This is a genomic window from Xinfangfangia pollutisoli (genome assembly GCF_020179405.1).
GTDB classification, from domain to species: Bacteria; Pseudomonadota; Alphaproteobacteria; order Rhodobacterales; family Rhodobacteraceae; genus Pseudogemmobacter; species Pseudogemmobacter pollutisoli.
This window is the reverse complement of the sequence record NZ_JAICBZ010000034.1, coordinates 24,516-40,759: the sequence shown is the minus strand read 5'-3', so window position 1 is coordinate 40,759 and position 16,244 is coordinate 24,516. Positions and strand designations below refer to the sequence as shown.

The 16,244-nt window shown below is 67.0% G+C and carries 15 protein-coding genes; 14 read left to right on the top strand and 1 reads right to left on the bottom strand.

Features of this window, described 5'->3' with window-relative positions; translation table 11 throughout:
• From xdhC to K1Y73_RS11680, 11 genes are all read left to right on the top strand, one after another.
• Nucleotides 1-697: xanthine dehydrogenase accessory protein XdhC (gene xdhC / locus K1Y73_RS11730; protein WP_225028483.1), on the top strand; the 697-nt coding region annotated here is incomplete at its 5' end.
• Nucleotides 694-2,247, top strand: a complete 1,554-nt coding sequence (locus tag K1Y73_RS11725; protein WP_225028482.1) for an ABC transporter ATP-binding protein — start codon at nucleotides 694-696, stop codon at nucleotides 2,245-2,247. The genes xdhC and K1Y73_RS11725, both read left to right, overlap by 4 nt.
• Before the next feature lie 95 nt (nucleotides 2,248-2,342).
• Nucleotides 2,343-3,437, top strand: coding sequence for an ABC transporter permease (locus K1Y73_RS11720; protein WP_225028481.1), 1,095 nt, complete (start codon nucleotides 2,343-2,345; stop codon nucleotides 3,435-3,437).
• A complete protein-coding gene (locus tag K1Y73_RS11715; protein ID WP_225028480.1) occupies nucleotides 3,437-4,369 on the top strand; it encodes an ABC transporter permease in 933 nt (310 codons plus the stop codon). Before K1Y73_RS11720 ends, K1Y73_RS11715 begins: the two co-directional genes overlap by 1 nt.
• 55 nt (nucleotides 4,370-4,424) lie before the next feature.
• Nucleotides 4,425-5,516 (top strand): BMP family ABC transporter substrate-binding protein, encoded by a 1,092-nt coding sequence (locus K1Y73_RS11710; RefSeq protein ID WP_225028479.1) that lies wholly within the window; start codon nucleotides 4,425-4,427, stop codon nucleotides 5,514-5,516.
• 161 nt (nucleotides 5,517-5,677) lie between these two features.
• Complete coding sequence (locus tag K1Y73_RS11705) at nucleotides 5,678-6,964, top strand: NAD(P)/FAD-dependent oxidoreductase (protein ID WP_225028478.1); 1,287 nt, start codon at nucleotides 5,678-5,680, stop codon at nucleotides 6,962-6,964.
• Between the two features lie 93 nt (nucleotides 6,965-7,057).
• Nucleotides 7,058-8,134, top strand: coding sequence for an NAD(P)/FAD-dependent oxidoreductase (locus tag K1Y73_RS11700; protein ID WP_225028477.1), 1,077 nt, complete (start codon nucleotides 7,058-7,060; stop codon nucleotides 8,132-8,134).
• A gap of 90 nt (nucleotides 8,135-8,224) precedes the next feature.
• Nucleotides 8,225-8,569 (top strand): carboxymuconolactone decarboxylase family protein, encoded by a 345-nt coding sequence (locus K1Y73_RS11695; protein WP_225028476.1) that lies wholly within the window; start codon nucleotides 8,225-8,227, stop codon nucleotides 8,567-8,569.
• A gap of 78 nt (nucleotides 8,570-8,647) precedes the next feature.
• Nucleotides 8,648-9,223, top strand: coding sequence for an EF-hand domain-containing protein (locus K1Y73_RS11690; RefSeq protein WP_225028475.1), 576 nt, complete (start codon nucleotides 8,648-8,650; stop codon nucleotides 9,221-9,223).
• 59 nt (nucleotides 9,224-9,282) lie between these two features.
• On the top strand, nucleotides 9,283-10,095 hold the full coding sequence (locus tag K1Y73_RS11685) for a glycoside hydrolase family 25 protein (RefSeq protein ID WP_225028474.1): 813 nt from the start codon (nucleotides 9,283-9,285) through the stop codon (nucleotides 10,093-10,095).
• Nucleotides 10,096-10,181: 86 nt separating this feature from the next.
• Complete coding sequence (locus K1Y73_RS11680; RefSeq protein ID WP_225028473.1) at nucleotides 10,182-10,487, top strand: Mpo1-like protein; 306 nt, start codon at nucleotides 10,182-10,184, stop codon at nucleotides 10,485-10,487.
• 70 nt (nucleotides 10,488-10,557) lie between these two features.
• On the opposite strand, the gene K1Y73_RS11675 is transcribed toward K1Y73_RS11680, so the two are convergent.
• A complete protein-coding gene (locus K1Y73_RS11675) occupies nucleotides 10,558-13,056 on the bottom strand; it encodes a GcvT family protein (protein WP_225028472.1) in 2,499 nt (832 codons plus the stop codon).
• Nucleotides 13,057-13,222: 166 nt separating this feature from the next.
• On the opposite strand from K1Y73_RS11675, the gene K1Y73_RS11670 reads away from it, so the two are divergent.
• The 3 genes from K1Y73_RS11670 (at nucleotide 13,223) to K1Y73_RS11660 (ending at nucleotide 16,237) form a co-directional block, all read left to right on the top strand.
• The gene (locus tag K1Y73_RS11670) at nucleotides 13,223-13,612 is read left to right on the top strand and encodes a hypothetical protein (protein WP_225028471.1); all 390 of its coding nucleotides are present in this window, start codon (nucleotides 13,223-13,225) and stop codon (nucleotides 13,610-13,612) included.
• Nucleotides 13,613-13,650: 38 nt separating this feature from the next.
• A complete protein-coding gene (locus K1Y73_RS11665) occupies nucleotides 13,651-15,066 on the top strand; it encodes a PepSY-associated TM helix domain-containing protein (RefSeq protein ID WP_225028470.1) in 1,416 nt (471 codons plus the stop codon).
• 250 nt (nucleotides 15,067-15,316) lie between these two features.
• The gene (locus tag K1Y73_RS11660) at nucleotides 15,317-16,237 is read left to right on the top strand and encodes a PRC-barrel domain-containing protein (protein WP_225028469.1); all 921 of its coding nucleotides are present in this window, start codon (nucleotides 15,317-15,319) and stop codon (nucleotides 16,235-16,237) included.
• The last annotated feature ends 7 nt before the right edge of the window (nucleotides 16,238-16,244 follow it).

Genomic DNA, 16,244 nt, shown 5'->3' with positions numbered 1-16,244 from the left:
TTTGGGTCAGTGCTGCGGCGGGCGGGTGACCGTGCTGACCGAGATCTTCGATGCGGCCCGCCTGCCCCCGGCCACCGAGCCGGTCTTTGCCCGCGCCGTCGAGGACCGGCCCATGCCGCTTGCGGTGAAGCGGCTTCTGGCCGCGGCGCGGGGCGAAGGGGTGCTGCCGCGCCCGGCCTTTCTGCAGGGCTGGATGGTCGAGCCGCTGGCCCGGCCCGAGCGGCAGATCTGGGTCTGGGGCGCGGGCCATGTCGGCCGGGCGCTGGTCTCGGTTCTGGCGCCCTTGCCGGGCTTTGCGGTGACCTGGGTCGATGTGGCGCCGGACCGCTTCCCCGACACGCTTCCCCCCGGGGTCTTGCCGCGCATCGCGCCCGCGCCCGAGGGGCTGATGGACAACGCGCCGGTGGCGGCCGAGCATCTGATCGTGACCTTTTCGCATGCGCTGGATCTGGCTTTGTGTCATGCGGCGCTGCGCCGGGGCTTTGCCGGCTGCGGGCTGATTGGCAGTGCCACGAAATGGGCGCGGTTCCGGTCGCGGCTGGCGGCTTTGGGCCATGCGCCGGCGGCGGTGGCGCGGATCGACTGCCCGATCGGCGATCCGGGCCTGGGCAAGCATCCGCAGGCGATCGCCATCGGGGTGGCGGCGGCGCTGCTGAGACGAAAGACCAACGCGTCACGACAGGAGAACGCGGGATGACGGGGACAGGGACGGAACCGGGGACGGCAAGGCCCGAATTGTTGCGCATCGAGGGGGTGACCAAGGCCTATCCGGGCGTGGTGGCCAATGCCGATATCGGCTTCACCGTGGGCGCGGGCGAGGTTCATGCGCTTCTGGGCGAGAATGGTGCCGGCAAATCGACGCTGGTGAAGATGATCTACGGGCTGGTGAAGCCCGACAGCGGCGCGATGCATCTGCATGGCCGCCCCTATGCGCCGGCGAAACCGGCCGAGGCGCGGCGGCTGGGCGTGGCCATGGTCTTCCAGCATTTCAGCCTGTTCGAAGCGCTGACCGTGGCCGAGAATGTGGCCCTGGGCATGGAAACGCCGCCGCCGATGCGGGAATTGGCAACGCGCATCCGCGCCGTGTCCGAGGAATACGGCCTGCCGCTGGACCCGTCGCGGCTGATCGGCGACCTGTCTGCCGGCGAGCGCCAGCGGGTCGAGATCATCCGCTGCCTGCTGCAGGATCCGAAGCTGTTGATCATGGACGAGCCGACCTCGGTTCTGACCCCGCAAGAGGTGGAAATCCTGTTCCGCACCCTGCGGCAATTGTCGGCCGAGGGCACGGCGATCCTGTATATCAGCCACAAGCTGGAAGAGATCCGCACGCTTTGCGATGCGGCCACGATCCTGCGGCGCGGCCGGGTGGTCGGCACTTGCATTCCGAAAGACCGCTCGGCCCGCGAGATGGCCGAGATGATGGTGGGCGCCACGCTGACCCCGCCGCAGCGGGTGCCGGGCCCGAAGGGCGAAGTGGCGCTGGGGGTCAGCGACCTGTCGGTCGCCTCGCCCATTCCCTTCGGCACGGCGCTGAAAGACGTGTCCTTCACCGTGGCCAAGGGCGAGGTGCTGGGCATTGCCGGCGTGGCCGGCAACGGGCAGGACGAATTGCTGCTGGCGCTGTCGGGCGAATTGAAGACCGATCCCGACAAGCTGCGGGTCAACGGCCAGCCCGCGGGCGATCTTGGCCCGACCGAGCGGCGGCGGGCGGGGCTGGTGGCGGCGCCCGAAGACCGCTACGGCCATGCCGCGGCGCCGGATATGAGCCTGGTCGAGAATGCCTTTCTGACCGCCGGGCTGCGGCGGCAGCTGGCGCGGGGCGGCTTCATCGACTGGGCGAAGACCCGCGCCTTCGCCGAAGAGATCATCGCCGATTACGACGTGCGCACGCCGGGCCCCGATGTCGCGGCACGGGCCCTGTCGGGCGGCAATCTGCAGAAATTCCTGATCGGGCGCGAATTGCTGCAGGGCGCGGGCGTCATCGTGATCAACCAGCCGACCTGGGGGGTCGACGCGGCCGCGGCGGCGGCGATCCGGCAGAAGATCCTGGACCAGGCGGCGGCGGGTGCTGCGGTGGTGGTGATCAGCCAGGATCTGGACGAATTGCTTGAGGTCTCGGACATGTTCGCGGTGCTGAACGAGGGGCGGCTGACCAGGCCGCGGCCGGTGCAGGGGCTGAGCATGGACGAGATCGGGCTGATGATGGGCGGCGCGCACGGCATGGAGGTGGCGCATCATGTGGAATGAGGCGCACCGGAGCGGGCGGCGGGCCGGACGGCAAAGCGGGGAGCCAGCCCCCCGGACCCCCCGGGATATTTTTGCAGAGAGGAAGGGGGCAGGTCATGTTCCGGCTTGAGAAACGGCCGACGCCCTCGCGGTTCTGGCTTTATGCGACGCCGGTTGCGGCGGTGGTGCTGACCATGCTGGCGGGGGGGCTTTTGTTCGCCGCCATGGGCAAGAACCCGTTCCTGGTGATCAAGACGATCTTCTGGGATCCGGTCTTCGGCGAATTCGCCTGGTATCTGCGCGGGCAGCTGCTGGTGAAGGCGGGGCCGTTGATCCTGATCGCGATCGGGCTGGCGCTGGGCTTTCGCGCCGGGATCTGGAACATCGGCGCCGAGGGCCAGTATATCATGGGCGCGATCTGCGGCGCGGCCGTGGGCCTGGCCTTCTATCCGACCGAAAGCCGGCTGATCTTTCCGGCGATGATCCTGGCTGGCGCCTTTGGCGGCTGGCTTTGGGCGATGATACCGGCGCTTCTGAAAACGCGGTTCAACACCAACGAGATCCTGGTCTCGCTGATGCTGGTCTATGTGGCCGAGACGATCCTGGCCAAGGCCGCAACCGGGTTTCTGCGCAATCCTGAAGGCGCGGGCTTCCCGGGCAGCCGCAATTTCAGCTCTTACCCCGCCGCGGCCAACCCCGAGCTGATCGCCGGGTCGGGCCTGCATTGGGGCGGCGTGGCGGCGCTGGGCGTGGCGGTGGCGGCCTATCTGCTGCTGACGCGGCATGTGCTGGGCTTTCAGATCCGGCTCTCGGGCCAGGCGCCGCGGGCCGCGCGCTTTCATGGCGTCAGCCCGACGGTGCTGACGGTTTTGTGCATGGGGATATCGGGCGCGCTGGCCGGCCTGGCGGGGCTGTTCGAGGTGACGGGGCCCGCGGGCAAGATCAGCATCGACTTTTCCTCGGGCTACGGCTTCACCGCGATCATCGTGGCCTTCCTGGGCCGGCTGAACCCGCTGGGCATCGTGCTGGCGGGGCTGTTGATGGCGCTGACCTATGTGGGCGGCGAGATGGCGGCCACCAATCTGGGCCTGCCCGCCGCGGCGATCCAGGTCTTCCAGGGCATGCTTTTGTTCTTCCTTCTGGCGGTGGACGTGCTGACCAATTACCGCTTCCGCCGGATGGCGGGGGCCGCAGCGGCGGGGGCGAAGTGATGGAGATCGGCGGGATCAACCTTGTGGTGCTGGTGGCAAGCCTGATGGTGGCCGCGGTGCCGATCCTTCTGGCGGCGATCGGCGAGTTGGTGGTCGAGCGGTCGGGCGTGCTGAATCTGGGCGTCGAGGGGATGATGATCATCGGCGCGATCGGCGGCTTCATCGCGGCGGTGACGACCGGCAGCCCGGTTCTGGGCTTTCTGGGCGGCGCGCTGGCCGGGGCCGCACTGTCGGCGGTCTTCGCGCTGCTGACGCTGGTCTTCCTGGCCAATCAGGTGGCCACGGGCCTGGCGCTGACGCTGTTCGGCCTGGGCGTCTCGTCGCTGGCCGGCCAGGGCTATAACGGCATCAAGCCGCCCCATACCGGCGATGTGCCGCTGGGGCCCCTGGCTGATCTGCCGGTGCTGGGGCCGATCCTGTTCGCGCATGACTGGGTGGTCTATTTCTCGATCGCCATGGTGGCCGCGACCTGGTGGGTGCTGAAGGCAACCCGGATCGGGCTGGTCCTGCGCGCGGTGGGAGAAAGCCACGAGGCCGCGCATGCGCTGGGCTACAAGGTCAACCGCATCCGCCTGCTGGCGATCCTGTTCGGCGGGGCGATGGCCGGCATGGGCGGGGCCTACATCAGCCTGGTGCGCGTGCCGCAATGGGTGGACGGGATCACCGCCGGAGCGGGCTGGATCGCGCTGGCCATCGTGGTCTTTGCCAGCTGGAAACCCTGGCGCGCGCTGATCGGTGCATATCTTTTTGGCGGAATCAGCCAGCTTCAGCTTAATCTGCAGGCGGCTGGAAGTGTGATTCCGGTCGAATACTTGTCGATGGCCCCCTATCTGGTAACGATCCTGGTCCTGGTGATCATGTCGTCGGGTCGGGGCCGGGCGGGGTTGAACGCGCCGGCGGCGCTGGGACAGAACTTTCACGCCTCGCGCTAGGCGGGCACAATTCGCGGGGTCGATCAGGGCCTTGCCACAACGGGGAGAGTACCGAATGAAACGCAGAAACCTGCTGGCCGGCGCCGCGATGGGGATGGCCCTGGCCATGGCGGGCGGCGCCTTCGCCCAGGGGATGGACAAGGTGAAGGCCTGCTTCATCTATGTCGGCCCGATCGGCGACGGCGGCTGGACCTTCCAGCACCATCAGGGCACGCTGGCCGTGCAGGAAGCCTTCGGCGACAAGGTCGAGACCCAGTATCAGGAAAGCGTCCCCGAAGGCGCCGATGCCGAGCGGGTTCTGACCCAGATGGCGCTGGGCGGCTGCAACATCATCTTCGCCACCTCCTTCGGCTACATGGACCAGGTGAATGCGATCGCCGCGAAGTTCCCCGATGTGAAATTCGAACATGCCACCGGCTTCAAGCGCGACAGCGCCAATGTCTCGACCTACAACGCGCGCTTCTATGAAGGCCGCGCCGTCGAGGGGCTGATCGCCGGCCGCATGACCAAATCGAACAAGATCGGCTATATCGCCTCGTTCCCGATCCCCGAAGTGATCATGGGGATCAACGCCTATTACCTGGCGGCGAAGAAGGTGAATCCGGATGTCGAAGTGACGGTGGTCTGGGCCTTCACCTGGTTCGACCCGGCGAAAGAGGCCGATGCCGCCAAGGCGCTGATCGACCAGGGCATCGACTTCATCGCCAGCCATACCGATTCCACAGCACCTCTGGCCGAAGCCGCCAAGACCAATGGCGCCGTGCTGGGCTTTGGCCAGGCCTCGGACATGGCGGAATACAAGCCCAGCCCGCGGGTGACCTCGATCATCGACAACTGGGGCCCCTATTACATCAAGCGCGTGGGCGCGCTGCTGGATGGCACCTATGAGCAGGTCGATGCCTGGGAAGGCATTGCCGGCGGCGAAGTGCTGATCGGCGAGATCACCGAAGCCGTGCCGGCCGAGGTGAAGGCCGAGGCCGAGGCGATGCGCGATGCGATCGCCGCCGGCACCTTCCACCCCTTCACCGGCCCGATCAACAAGCAGGATGGCAGCGCCTGGCTGGCCGAAGGCCAGACCGCCCCGGATGGCGACCTGCTGGGCATGGGCTTTTATGTCGAAGGCGTGAAGGGCGATATCCCGCAATAAGCCGCCCTGCCCTTGCACAATGGGAAAGGCCCGCTTCGGCGGGCCTTTTTCTTTGCGCCGGCCAGATCGTCGCGGGCCGCAATCGGCGCTTTGAAATTCATGCATTCGAATATATACAAATCAAGCCGAAGGGGAGTCGGCAGCCAGTCGGGAGGGATCAGATGGCGCATATCGTGGTATTGGGGGCGGGGCTTGGCGGGTCGATCATGGCCTATGAACTGCGCGCTCAGCTTCGGCCCGAAGATACGATCACCGTGGTGACCCGCGATCCGGTCTATCACTTCGTGCCCTCGAACCCCTGGATCGCCGTCGGCTGGCGCCGGCGCGACGAGATCTCGGTCGACCTGGCCGCGACCATGGCCCGCAAGGGCATTGCCTTCAAACCCGTCGCGGCCGAGCGGCTGCTGCCACAGGAAAACCGCATCCGCCTGGTCGATGGCAGCGATGTGACCTATGACTATCTTGTCATCGCCACCGGGCCGGAGCTGGCCTTTGACGAGATCCCGGGCTTCGGCCCTCATGGAGGTTTCACCCAGTCGGTCTGCCATGTCGACCATGCCGAACAGGCGCAGACGGCATTCGAGACGCTGCTGAAAAACCCCGGTCCCGTGATCGTGGGCGCGGCCCAGGGCGCCAGTTGCTTTGGCCCCGCCTATGAATTCCTGTTCATCCTGGAAACCGCGCTGCGCCGGGCCAGGATCCGCGACAAGGTGCCGATGACCTTTGTCACCTCCGAACCCTATATCGGCCATCTGGGCCTGGATGGGGTGGGCGACACCAAGGGCCTTCTTGAATCCGAGATGCGCGGCAAGCATATCAAATGGATGACCTCGACCCGGGTGAAGCAGGTCGAGGCCGGCAAGATGACCGTCGAACAGATCAATGACGACGGCTCGGTCAAGGCCGAGACGGAATTGCCCTTCGCCTTCTCGATGATGCTGCCGGCCTTTCGCGGCATCAAGGCAGTGTCGGGGATTGAAGGCCTCAGCAATCCGCGCGGGTTTACCATCGTCGACCAGCACCAGCAGAACCCGAAATACCGCAACATCTTTGCGGTCGGCGTCTGCGTGGCGATCCCGCCCATGGCGCCAACGCCCGTGCCCTGCGGCGTGCCGAAGACCGGCTTCATGATCGAGTCGATGGTGACCGCCACGGCGCAGAACATCGGCAATCTTCTGCGCGGCAAGGCGCCCGACCAGGTCGGCAGCTGGAACGCCGTCTGCCTGGCCGATTTCGGCGATGGGGGCGTGGCCTTCGTGGCCCAGCCGCAGATCCCGCCGCGCAACGTGAACTGGTCGTCCTCGGGCAGATGGGTGCATCTGGCCAAGGTGGGCTTCGAGAAATACTTCCTGCGCAAGGTCAGGAAGGGCACCTCGGAACCCTTCTACGAGGGGTTGGCGCTGAAGGTTCTGGGCATCGACAAGCTGAAGGAAACCCGCCAGGGGTAGGCGCGCGATTTTTCGGCGAAAAATCGGCCCGCGGCGCGGCTTGCAATGGGCGCGCCGCTTTGCTTCTCTGGCCTTGGGACGGCGGAGAAGCACATGACCCACGATTTCCTGATCATCGGCGGCGGCATCGCCGGCATATCCGCCGCGGCCCGTCTGGCGCCCCAGGGCTCGGTCCTGGTGCTGGAGGCCGAAGCGGCGCTGGCCCATCACGCCTCGGGCCGCTCGGCCGCGCTGTACGAACCCTATTACGGCCTGCCGCCCGTGGTGGATCTGTCGATGGCCTCGGGCGATTTCTTTCGCGCGCTGGACGGGCTGCTGACGCCGCGCGGCCTGCTGCTGATCGCCCGCGAAGACCAGCGCGCCGCCTTCGACGCCGATCTTGCCGCGATGCAATATCTGCCGATCCCGGTTGCCCAGGCCTGCGAGATGATCCCGATCCTGAACCCGGATGTGGTGAAGATGGCCGGCTTCGCCGCCCATGCCGAGGATATCGACACCGACCTTCTGATCCAGCATTTCGCCCGCGACGCCCGCAGCCATGGCGCGACGATCACGCAGAAGGCGCCGGTCAGCGCCATTGCCCGCACGCCCTCCGGCTGGCGGGTCGACTGGCCCGGCGGCACGGCCGAGGCGCGGGTGCTGGTCAATGCCGCGGGCGCCTGGGTCGACCGGATCGCGCAGATGGCCGGGATCGCGCCTTTGGGCTTCACGCCGCTGCGCCGCTCGATGGCGCGGATTCCGGCGCCGGCGGGCCTCGATGTCTCGCGCTGGCCAATGGTCTTCGGCCCGGGCGAAGACTGGTACATGAAACCCGATGCCGGGGCGCTGATCGTCTCGCCGGCCGAGGAAGATCCGCAGGACCCGCATGATGCCTGGGCCGACGACATGGTGCTGGCCGAGGGCCTGGCGCGCTACGAGGGGTTCGTCACCGCGCCGGTGACACGGCTGATCGCCTCTTGGGCGGGGTTGCGCACCTTCGCGCCCGACCGGGTGCCGGTGATCGGCTTCGCGCCGCAGGACCCCGCGTTTTTCTGGTGCGCGGGCCAGGGCGGCTATGGGTTCCAAAGCTCGGCCGCTGCCTCGCAGCTGGTGGGCGATCTGGTGGCGGGCCGCACGCCCGCGCTGGCGCCGGCCACGGTGGCGGCGCTGTCGCCCGCGCGCTTCGCTTAAATATTCCGCATCCTGAATATGGCTTGATTCAGGTCAAGGCCGCGCCCCGTGCGGCTTGGCAAGGTCTGGCAGCCAGAACAGGAGAAGACCATGCGCTACAAGGAAAAGATCGCCGATATGCGCGGCGAGTTGCGGGTGATGAACCGGCTGATCCCGCAGGCGGCAACCGCCTTTGGCGACTTGTCGAAGGCGGTGAAGGACAGCCCCGCCTTGGGGGTGAAGGAAAAGGAATATGTGGCCCTGGGCATCGCCATCGCCCAGCGCTGCGAGCCCTGCGTCAATTTCCATGTCGAGGCGCTGATGAAGGCCGGGGCCAGCCGCGAAGAGCTGGGCGATGTTCTGGGCATGGCGATCCAGATGGGCGGCGGGCCGGCGCTGATGTATGCCGCCCATGCGCTGGCCTGCTGGGACGAGCTGTCGCAGCCCGCGGCCTGATTTCGGCGCCGTCGCGGCGACGGAAGGCGGGCGGGGCGGCGTTTCACATTCGTCACAAGGAATGTGAAGGAGCCCGCCATGACACGGATCACAGCCAGATTTTCCGCCCTGCTGCTTGTCTCGACCACCGCATTTGCCCAGACCGCTTTTGCCCAGACCGCCCCCGGCGCGGGCGGGCAGGACGGCACGGCCCTGACGCCCGGCGCGCAATTCGTCACCATCTGGGATCAGGATGGCGACGGCGCGGTGACGCTGGACGAGGCGCTGATCCGCCGCGGCAATATCTTCGCCGCTTTCGACGCCGATGAGAACGGGGTGTTCTCGGCCACGGAATGGGCCGATCTGGACGCCCTGCGCGCGCTGGAACAGCAGATGATGCAGGACCAGCGCGAGGCGGCCGGCATGGGGAAGGAAAAGGGGAAGGGGAAGGAAAAGGGCAAGGAAAAGGACCACGACAAGAAGGGCAAGGGCAAGCATGACCCGCTGGGACTGGGCTGGGATCGGCCCGCGGCGCAGGAACGCGCGGGGTTGGATCGCAATGGCGACGGCCAGATCGACCAGAACGAATTCCTGGACGGCACGCCGCGCTGGTTCAAGCGGATGGACCGCAACGATGACGGTGTGATCACGGCGGCGGATTTCGGCCACAGCTGACCCGCGCCCCGCCCGAATGGGGGCTGACAAGGCGCGCGGCTGCGGCCAGCATGGCCGGCATGACTCGCGCCCTTGTTCTGTGTTTCGCCCTTCTTCTGGCCGCCTGTGGCGGCGGTCGCCACGCCGCGACCCATGCGCCGGCGGCCCGTCCCGCCGCCGCCCTGCCCGCCGATCAGGTCGTGGCGCCGAATTTCGCCGATGCCCATCCGATCGACAGCTGGTCGGGCAAGCCACCGCAGGCCTTCGCCGTGCATGGCATCGACGTGGCCAAGTATCAGGGCCAGATCGACTGGGCCACCGCGCGGGCCAATGGCGTCAACTTCGCCTTCATCAAGGCGACCGAGGGCGGCGACCGGGTGGATGAGCGGTTCCACGACCATTGGCGCGGCGCCGGCCGGGCGGGCCTGCGCCGCGGCGCCTATCACTTCTTCTACCATTGCCGCCCCGCCTCGGAACAGGCGGCCTGGTTCATCCGCCATGTGCCGAAGACCGCCGGCATGCTGCCGCCGGTTCTGGACATGGAATGGACCCCCTTCTCGCCCAGCTGCACCATCCGCCGCGATTCCGCGACGATCCGGGCCGAGGCCAAGGTCTTCATCGCCGCGCTGACCCGGCATTACGGCACAAGGCCGATCCTTTACACCTCGATCGACTTCTTTGAAGACAATGAGATGTGGAAGGTCCAGGGCGCCGATTTCTGGCTGCGGGCCGTCGCGAAACATCCGCAAGACCTGTATGACGGCCATCCCTGGACCTTCTGGCAATACAGCTCGACCGGGCTGGTGCCGGGGATTTCCGGCAAGGTCGACCTGAACGTCTTCGCCGGCTCGGCCGCCGATTGGGGCCTGTGGCTGGCCGCGCGCGGCCTGTAGTCCCCGGCTTGACCTGACGTCGCGCTTGCCCGGCCGGCCTGCGCGGCCCTAGCCTTGGGTCGCAGGGCCGCGGGGGGAGGGATGCGATGCTGGGCGGAAGAAGCTGGGATGACTGGATCGCGCAATATGCGCAAAGCCACAGGAACCGCTGGAATCAGCTGACCCATGCCTTCGGCATCCCGATGATCGTGCTGTCGATCGGGCTGGGCCTGCTGTCGCTTTTCGTGGCCGGGCTTTGGCCCTGGGCGCTGGGCCTGTTCCTGCTGGGCTGGCTCTTGCAGTTCATCGGCCATTGGGTCGAGGGCAAGCCGCCCGAGTTCTTCAAGGACTGGCGGTTTCTCTTGGTCGGCACGCGCTGGTGGTGGGCCAAGGTTTCCGGCCGGCTGAAATAGCACCGAAATCTTCGAAGATTTCGGACCGGAGCCTTTGAAGGCTCCGGCGCGATTTCTTCGAAGAAATCGCTTACCCGTCGACGCGGATGCGCGCGTTGGACGGATCGAACGGGCTGTCTTCGGTCACCACCGCATCCCATTCCTGCAGCAGGATCTTCACCTTCAGCTTGGTGCCCACCTCGGCCAGATCGGGGCGGACATAGCCCATGCCGATCTGCTTCCCGAAGGCCACCGAATAGCCGCCCGAGGTCAGCCGGCCGACCTTCTGGCCATCGACCAACAGGGCCTCTTTCCCCCAGGGATCGGTATCCGCAGGCCCGTCGATCAGCACGGTCACGCATTTGGCGCGGATGCCGGTTTCCAGCATCTTCGCCTTGCCGCGGAACTCCTTCTCCAGATCGACGAAACGGTCGAGCCCGCCTTCCAGCGGCGTTGCATCGCGACCCAGATCCGAGCCGAAGGCGCGATAGGATTTCTCCTGCCGCAGCCAGTTCTGCGCCCGCGCGCCCACGCCCTTCAGCCCGTGCTTTTCGCCGACCGACCAGATCAGGTCCCACAGGTAGCGGCCGAATTCGATCGGGTAATGCAGCTCCCAGCCCAGTTCGCCGGTATAGGCGACACGGATCGCGCGCACCGGGCACATGCCCAGTTCGATGTCGCGATAGGAAAGCCAGGGGAAGCGCTTGTTGCCCAGAACCGTGGCCGGGTCGCGATCCTTGACGATCTCGGCCAGCAGAGCGCGGGCATTCGGCCCGGCCAGCGCATAGACGCCCCATTGCGTGGTGACGTCATGCATATCGACATGGGCCCCGCCCGCGCCGATGAAATCCTGAATGGATTTCTTCAGGAAATCGGCATCATAGGCCGTCCAGGCCCCGGCCGAGATCAGGTAATATTCCTCCTCGGCCAGCCGCACGATCGTGTATTCCGTCCGCACCGTGCCATGATCGGTCAGCGCATAGGTCAGGTTGATGCGGCCCACCTTGGGCAGCTTGTTGCAGGTGAACTGGTCCAGGAATTCCGTCGCACCCGGGCCGCGGACCAGATGCTTGGTAAAGGCCGAGGCGTCGATGATGCCCACGGTGTTGCGCACCGCCTCGGCCTCGGCCTTGGCAAAGGGCCACCAGGCGCCGCGGCGGAAGCTGCGGCTGTCATGGTCGAACCCGGCCGGCGCATCCTTCGGGCCATAGTAATTCGGCCGCTCCCAGCCATTCACCTGGCCGAATTGCGCGCCCATCTCCTTCTGGCGGTCATAGGCCGGCGCGGTGCGCAGCGGGCGGCAGGCTTCGCGTTCCTCATCGGGGTGGTGCAGGACGAAGACGTGGTCGTAGCATTCCTCGTTCTTGCGCGCCGCATATTCGGTGGTCATCCAGCCGCTGTAGCGCCGCGGATCAAGGCTGGCCATGTCGATCTCGGCCTCGCCTTCGGTCATCAGCTGGGCCAGGTAATGGCCGGTGCCGCCCGCGGCGGTGATGCCGAAGCTGAACCCTTCCGCCAGCCACATGTTGCGCAGGCCCGGCGCCGGGCCGACCAGCGGGTTGCCATCGGGCGTGTAGCAGATCGGGCCGTTGAAATCATCCTTCAGACCCACGGTTTCCGAAGACGGCAGCCGGTGGATCATCGACATGTATTCCGCCTCGATCCGCTCCAGATCCAAGGGGAACAGGTCGGCGCGGAAACTGTCGGGCACCTCATAGGGGAAGCGCGCCGGGGCGCCCTTTTCATAGGGGCCCAGAATCCAGCCGCCGCGTTCCTCGCGCACATACCATTTCGCATCGGCATCGCGCAGGACCGGATGCTGCGGATTGGTCTTGCGCCATTCCACCAGCGCCGGGTCCGGCTCGGTCACGATATACTGGTGTTCGACCGGAATCGCGGGGATCTTGATGCCCAGCAAGCGCGCGGTGCGCTGCGCGTGGTTGCCGGTCGCCGTCACCACATGTTCGGCCCGGATCTCGAACTTCTCGGCCGAGGGCAGCAGCATCCCGCCCCGCTCTTCCATGCGCGAACAGGTGACGAGCCATTCGTCGCCGGTCCAGAAATAGCTGTCGACCTGGATCTTGCGCTCGATCGTGACACCCAGCTGCCGCGCGCCCTTGGCCATGGCCTGGGTCACATCGGCGGGGTTGATATAGCCGTCCTGCGGATGGAACAGCGCGCCCTTCAGGTCTTCGGTGCGCACCAGCGGCCAGCGCTCCTTGATCTGCGCGGGGGTCAGGAATTCGTGATAGACCCCGGCGGTTTCGGCCACGCTGCTATACAGCATGTATTCGTCCATCCGGTCCTGCGTCTGGGCCATGCGCAGGTTGCCGACGACGTAGAAGCCCGGGTTCAGCCCCGTCTCGGCCTCAAGCCCCTTGTAGAAATCCACCGAGTATTTGTGGATATGGGTCGTCGCATAGCTCATGTTGAACAAAGGCAGCAGGCCCGCGGCATGCCAGGTCGAGCCCGAGGTCAGCTCGTCGCGTTCGACCAGCATCGTGTCCCAGCCGGCCTTGGCAAGGTGATAGGCGATGCCCGTCCCCACTGCCCCGCCGCCGACGACCAGCGCCTTCACATGCGTCTTCATGGCCCGAGTCTCTCCTGCATTTGGCTGCGGCCATATGTGACAGAGCGCGGCCGGAACGGGCAAGCCGGCCCGACAATCCGCATCCGAAAACGACATGCGAAAACGACATCGCGGCCGGGCGGGATCGCGCTTGACGCGCGGCCGCGCGCTGGCCTAGGGCTGGGCCATGGTCAGGGGAAAATCACGCGGGCTGCGGCGGATGCTGGACTGGGCGCTGCTGGCGCCCTTCCTGGTCCTGTCGCTGATCTCGCCCGCGGTGATGCCGGCGCAGGCGGCCGATGGCGGGCTGGTGCTGGTGCTGTGTACCGGCGACGGCGCGGTCGAGATGGTGCTGGATCCGCTGACCGGAGAGGTGTCGAAGCCTGCGCCGAAATCGCCGGCCGACCGCTGCGCCTGGGCCTGCGGGCAGATGGCTGTGGCCGATCTGGCCCTGCCGGCGCTGCTGCTGCCCACCCAGGCCGCCCAGCGCGCGGCCCCGCCCGCCGCCCCGCCGCTTCTGGCCTTCGCCCGCGCGACGGGCCTGCCGCCCGCCACCGGCCCCCCTGCCCTGTCCTGACGTTTTCGCCCTTCCGAATTCTCAGACAGGACTGATCCATGACTGCAACACCGAACGGGGCCCGCGCCCCGGCGGCGGCTTCGCCCGTCGTCAGCAAACTGTATTTCGCCGCCTGGCGCTGGCATTTCTATGCCGGGCTTTACGTCATCCCCTTCCTTCTCATGCTGTCCGCGACCGGCACGCTGATCCTGTGGTTCACCGCCATCGCGCCGGAATATGGCGACCGGATCGCGATTGCCCGGGGCGAGCGGGCGCTGGAGGCGCACCAGCTTCTGGCCGAGGCCGAGGCCGCCCATCCCGGCAGCCAGGCCACGCGCCTGACCACGCCGATTGACGCGGAAAAACCGGCCTTGGTGCGGATCGCCACCCCCGCAGGCGCCCGGGTTCTGGCGCTGAACCCCTATGACGGCACGGTGCTGGCCGACCGGCCCGAGGCCGGAACCTGGAACGAATGGCTGACCGATCTGCACGGCACGCTGCTTCTGGGCGGCGATGGCGGGCTGGGCGATGTGATGATCGAAATCGCCGCCTCGCTGGGGCTTTTGCTGGTCGCGACAGGGCTGTATCTGGCCTGGCCGCGCGGCACCCGGCTGTCGGCGCTGTTCGTGCCGAACCTGGCCGCGCGCGGCCGGGCGTTCTGGAAATCGCTGCATGCGGCGCTGGGCGGCTGGGTCGCACTGGTGCTGGTGTTCTTCCTGATCTCGGGCCTCGCATGGGCCAGCATCTGGGGCACCCGCATCGTTCAGGCCTGGAGCGCCTTTCCCGCCGAGAAATGGGGCGCGCCTTTGTCGGACAAGACCCATGCCAGCCTGAACGACACCGCGCTGAAAGAGGTGCCCTGGGCGCTGGAACTGACGCCGCTGCCGGAAAGCGGCAGCCAGGCCGGGCTGCAGCTGATCCCGGCCGATCTGCCGGTGACCTGGGACACGGTTCTCGCCGGGGCCCGGGCGCTGGGTTTTGACGCGCGGGTGCAGATCACCGCCCCCGCGGGCGAGACCGGGGTCTGGACCCTGTCGCGCGATTCCATGAGCTATGACAGCCCCGACCCGACCTCGGACCGCACGGTGCATCTGGACCGCTATACCGGCAAGATCCTGGCCGATGTGGGCTTTGCCGAATACGGGTTGGGCGGCAAGGCGATGGCGGTGGGGATCGCGCTGCATGAAGGGCAGCTTGGTCTGGCCAATATCGTGCTGAACCTTGGCTTCTGCGCCGCGATCTGGGGCCTGTGCCTGTCCGGGCTGGTGCTGTGGTGGAAGCGCCGCCCCGCGGGCGCGCTGCGGCTGGCCGCCCCGCCCCGGCCTGAGGAACTGCCCTATGCCAGGGGTGCGATCCTGATCACGCTGGCGCTGGCGCTGACCTTTCCGGTGCTTGGGCTGGTGATCCTGGCGGTGCTGCTGCTGGATCTGGCGATCCTGTCGCCGCTTCCGGCGCTGAAGCGGCTGGTGTCGTGATCCGCGGGGCGGTCCGGCGCCCCCGGGCCGCCCTTCGCAGGCCGCTTGCACCCGCCTCAGCGCTGCCATCTGGGCCGCCGTCTGGACCTAAGACAACGCGCAAAGGCCCCGCCCGTTCCCTGCATCCCTCTGAATTCATTGTGATCGGTCGCGTCGCAACCTTATCTCCTCCAAGTTGTTTCCTCTTTGTAACCGGTGCGTGATCCAGCCGTCTGGCCGGTCCGCGCGCCCAGTGATACGGAGAAAGCCCTTGAAAAAGCTCATCGCTTCCACCGCCCTCGCCTCTGTTCTGGCGCTGTCGTCCCTGCCCGCCGTCGCGCAGACCGCGGCCGATCCTGCCGCCGATCCGGCTCTGGCGCCCGACGCCACCGCCCCCGCCACGCCCGAGATGACCTCGACCGAGGCGGGCGCCACCGCGCCGACCTTTCTGCCCGGCATCCAAGGCGGTCTGCGTGCTTCCGATTTCATCGGCAAAGACGTCTGGGTGACCGAGGCCGACACGACCGGCATGTCGGCCACCGCCGTGGCCGAAGCCGGCGCCGACTGGCAGGATGTGGGCGAGATCAATGACCTGATCATCACCCTGTCGGGCGATACCGAAGCCGTGTTGGTCGATGTGGGCGGCTTCCTGGGGATCGGCGCCAAGACCGTGGCGCTGTCGCTGTCGGAACTGACCATGGTGCCGGATTCCGATAGCCCGGACGACTATTTCATCGTCTTCCACGGCAGCAAGGCCGCTCTGGAAGCCGCGCCGGAGTTTGACCCGAATATGGTCTTCGAAGCCAAGGCGGCCGAGAACACCGACAATGTGGTCCTGCCGGCCGACCAGGCCACCGTTGCCGATCCGGCCGCGGCTCCGGCCGAGGCCATGCCGGTGGCGCCGGGGGAAACCCTGGTTCTTGACAGCTATGCCGAGACCGATCTGATCGGCAAGCGCGTGCTGGGCCCGAACGATGAAGACCTGGGCGAGATCTCGGCCGTCAAGCTGAATGCCGATGGCAAGGTCGAGGCCGCGGTCGTCGACGTGGGCGGCTTCCTGGGCATCGGCGAAAAGCGCGTCGCCCTGGATCAGACCCAGCTGATGGTCGAAAAGACCAGTGACGGCGAGGTGCAGTTCCGCACCATGGCGACCGAAGACCAGCTGAAGGCGATGGCCGATTATCAGGGCTAAGCCCCGA